General features: G+C 45.9%; 5 protein-coding genes. 3 read left to right on the top strand and 2 right to left on the bottom strand.

Annotated features, from left to right (window positions below):
• The coding region (locus B9T16_RS27460) for an RNA polymerase sigma factor (protein WP_410246266.1) at nt 1-822 on the bottom strand (822 nt) is incomplete at its 3' end.
• 695 nt (nt 823-1,517) lie between these two features.
• On the opposite strand from B9T16_RS27460, the gene B9T16_RS27455 reads away from it, so the two are divergent.
• From B9T16_RS27455 to B9T16_RS27445, 3 genes are read left to right on the top strand one after another with little or no spacing between them, the layout of a single operon-like run.
• The gene (locus B9T16_RS27455; protein WP_006616126.1) at nt 1,518-1,706 is read left to right on the top strand and encodes a hypothetical protein; all 189 of its coding nucleotides are present in this window, start codon (nt 1,518-1,520) and stop codon (nt 1,704-1,706) included.
• 35 nt (nt 1,707-1,741) lie between these two features.
• Nucleotides 1,742-2,002, top strand: coding sequence for a hypothetical protein (locus tag B9T16_RS27450; protein ID WP_006616127.1), 261 nt, complete (start codon nt 1,742-1,744; stop codon nt 2,000-2,002).
• Nucleotides 2,002-2,445: a type II toxin-antitoxin system VapC family toxin gene (locus B9T16_RS27445; RefSeq protein ID WP_410246265.1), complete on the top strand. Its 444-nt coding sequence runs from the start codon at nt 2,002-2,004 to the stop codon at nt 2,443-2,445. The genes B9T16_RS27450 and B9T16_RS27445 overlap by 1 nt, the downstream gene beginning before the upstream one ends.
• Nucleotides 2,446-2,640: 195 nt before the next feature.
• On the opposite strand, the gene B9T16_RS27440 is transcribed toward B9T16_RS27445, so the two are convergent.
• On the bottom strand, nt 2,641-2,952 hold a 312-nt coding region (locus tag B9T16_RS27440), incomplete at its 5' end, for a cation transporting ATPase C-terminal domain-containing protein (RefSeq protein ID WP_410246264.1).

Genomic DNA, 2,952 nt, shown 5'->3' with positions numbered 1-2,952 from the left:
GTGAATTTTTTTTTCCCAGGTAGATGCGATCGCTTTCCAGTTTTGTAGGTTGGGTGAAGTGCAACGGAACCCAACAATGGGTATATGATGGAAGTGAATTTTTTTTCCCCCCAGGTAAATGCGATCGCTTTCCAGTTTTGTAGGTTGGGTGAAGTGCAACGGAACCCAACAATGGGTATATGATGGAAGTGAATTTTTTTTCCCCTTTTTTTTGGGCTTGAGGGGGACGATGGTTTCCGGTTCTAACTGGACCGATCGCCGTTTGCTCCCGCTGCTGCTGTAGTAGTCTACCAGGCGAGCCGCCAAAATCCCCCTGGCTTGGGAAATGCGCTTACGGACGTTGATCGGGGACACGAGAAGTTGCTGGGCGATTTCTAGGTAAGACTGCTGTTCTTTCACATGGAGAATCAAGGTTTCCCGCAACTTCGGCGGTAATTCCTCCATGGCGTGATCGAGAAATTCTTGCATTTCCCAGCCTATACAAATCTGTTCCGGCGTGGGTTCGGGACTTCCCCATTCGGACAAGGGAGCGATCGCATCGACATTCTCAACTTTTAATCGTTGGCGATGTCGCTGTCTGAGGATATCTGTACAATGATTCCAGGTGACTTTAACTAACCAATGCCTCCAATTCCGAATCGGTCGGGTGCATTTTGTCAGTTTTTCTTGGGCTTTCAACAAGGCTTCACTGAGGGCATCTTCGGCTTCAATGGGGTTCCCCATTTGTCTCAGACAACAACGCCAGAGATAGTCTTGATGCTCTAGCCATTGTTGCCAAAACTCTACAGGTAGTTGAGCGCTACTATGATTTTGTCTATTCATTTTCTGATGGTTGATGATGTTTGTTTCCAAAGAAATAAATCCATATCAACACCCTGGTATGGCAATCCTCAATAAATCCATAAATCAGCCATAAGCGCTTTCAGTGCATTGCATCTCCCCATAACGGAGATGGCGGATCAACAGTTGATAAATCATTGAAGATACCTCTATATTTGTCTGTCCACCAAAATCCGCACCCTTTTGTATCAATTTTTCCCATAGAAACCCCCCCCCCACATCCGCAAAATATTACCTACTTTGCGATGGGGTTGATCACCATAATTCTTGGGAAAAATATAAATATTAGAGCATATATATTGAACTGGTGGGGGTGATAATTTCACCCTGATGGTTCTGGCTCTGAAACTATCATAACCGACTTTCCAGAAAATTTATATCCGATTTGTGCAACTTTTTTAAATTACTACCCAAAATTTCACCCAAATACCCCAGGACAGAATTTACTCCGTAAAAATACGGAAGTCCCTGGCCAAATGGTGGCCAGCCTTGGGGAGCGATCGCTTTTTGGGCCAAAGAAACCCGGTTTGGGCGATCGCTTAGGACGCAACGGTGGCGGCAATTGCTAAATTAGAGGTAGCGAGTTAGGAAAATCTCAGGAGGTTATGGTTATGAGTCGGTTATTAGGGCAAGTGTGACGGGAAATTGAGCAACTGAACCCAGGGGAACAATTGCAGGTGATTAGCCATGCAACGAAGCTGGTAAAACGCGAGACTGTGACTCACAAAAAGCCTCAGCGACAGTGGCTAGATATTGCTGGAAATGCTCCTTATCCAATGCTGGGAGAAAATGCTCAGGAGTGGGTGACGCGCACTAGGGGCGAATCACAACAACATCGCGATCGCTTGGAGACTTTAGCTAACTAGATAAAAAACGGGGTTTCTCAGGGATAGGAGAGTTTATGAATATTAAATTAGTGGAATCTTTAGCCCTAGTGGTTCAATCGCTTTCCCCAGAAGAGCGATCGCTTTTAGCGGAGAAGCTGAAAGCACACCAGGAGGAAACCTCAGCGGCGGGGAAAGATCGTCCTTTTTATGAAACCGCCACTCCAGAAGAAAGGGCGAAAGCGTTTCGGGAATGGGCAGCAAGTCACCCGCGCAACCAGCCCTCTTTATCCGATGAAGCGATTAGCCGAGAAAGCATTTATGGAGAAAGGGGTTAATGTCATTTTTGATTGATACTAATATTCTGTTGCGGAGTGCAGACGCTAACCATTCCATGCACGCCGATGCAGTAACAGCGACAAATATTCTGCTTGCACAAGGGGGAGATGTTTGTATCATTCCCCAAAATTTAATCGAGTTTTGGAATGTTTACACCCGCCCTGTAGATAAGAATGGTTTAGGACATACCCCAAGGGAAGCGGCTGCTGAAGTCAATCGATTAAAAGGGCTTTTTTTGCTATTACCGGATAGGTTAGCCATTTATTCGGAGTGGGAAAGGTTGGTGCTGACTTATGGGGTGAGGGGAGTTAATGTCCATGATGCGCGGTTGGTGGCAGCAATGCTGGTACATGGATTGACTCATATTGTGACTTTTAATATCAGGGATTTTGCCTGCTATGGGGAAGTGACGGCAATGCATCCGATGGATGTGCGATCGTAAATTTTGGGCAGCAAAAGAAAGGGGGTTTGGGCGATCGCTTTGGTCTCTTACAGCCTGTTCAGAAATCATCTGATCACCTCTCAAAGTCCCTCTCCCTCTCTGGGATCCAGATTTAGGGTGAGGGCAATGTATTAAGCGACTGGTGAACAAGCTGTACCTAAGATTGAGATACGAAACGGGGTTTCTCAGAGTTGATTAACCTTTTCTCCACCGGACGATCGCCCGATTTGATTCACCAATCCACAGGACGAGGGAGGTTCCGCCTATAATCCATAACCAGTCTGTCAGACACAGGGGAACAGTTCGGAAAATGCTGCCGCCAAATTGAACAATCAGAATTTGTCCGATGAAAATTACCCCGGCGATCGCCAAAAAACTAGGATTTTGCCAGAGTTGGGATAAGACGGAATCCTTGGAACCGAAGCATTTGGCATTAAATAAATTCCAGAATTGCAGCATCACAAAACTGGTGAAAAATAGTGACAGTTCATAGGCTGTTACCTGATC

It is taken from the genome of Arthrospira sp. PCC 8006 (genome assembly GCF_046480465.1).
Classification (GTDB): domain Bacteria; phylum Cyanobacteriota; class Cyanobacteriia; order Cyanobacteriales; family Microcoleaceae; genus Limnospira; species Limnospira platensis.
The sequence above is the reverse complement of the archived record's forward strand: the minus strand, read 5'-3'. Positions and strand labels throughout refer to the sequence as shown.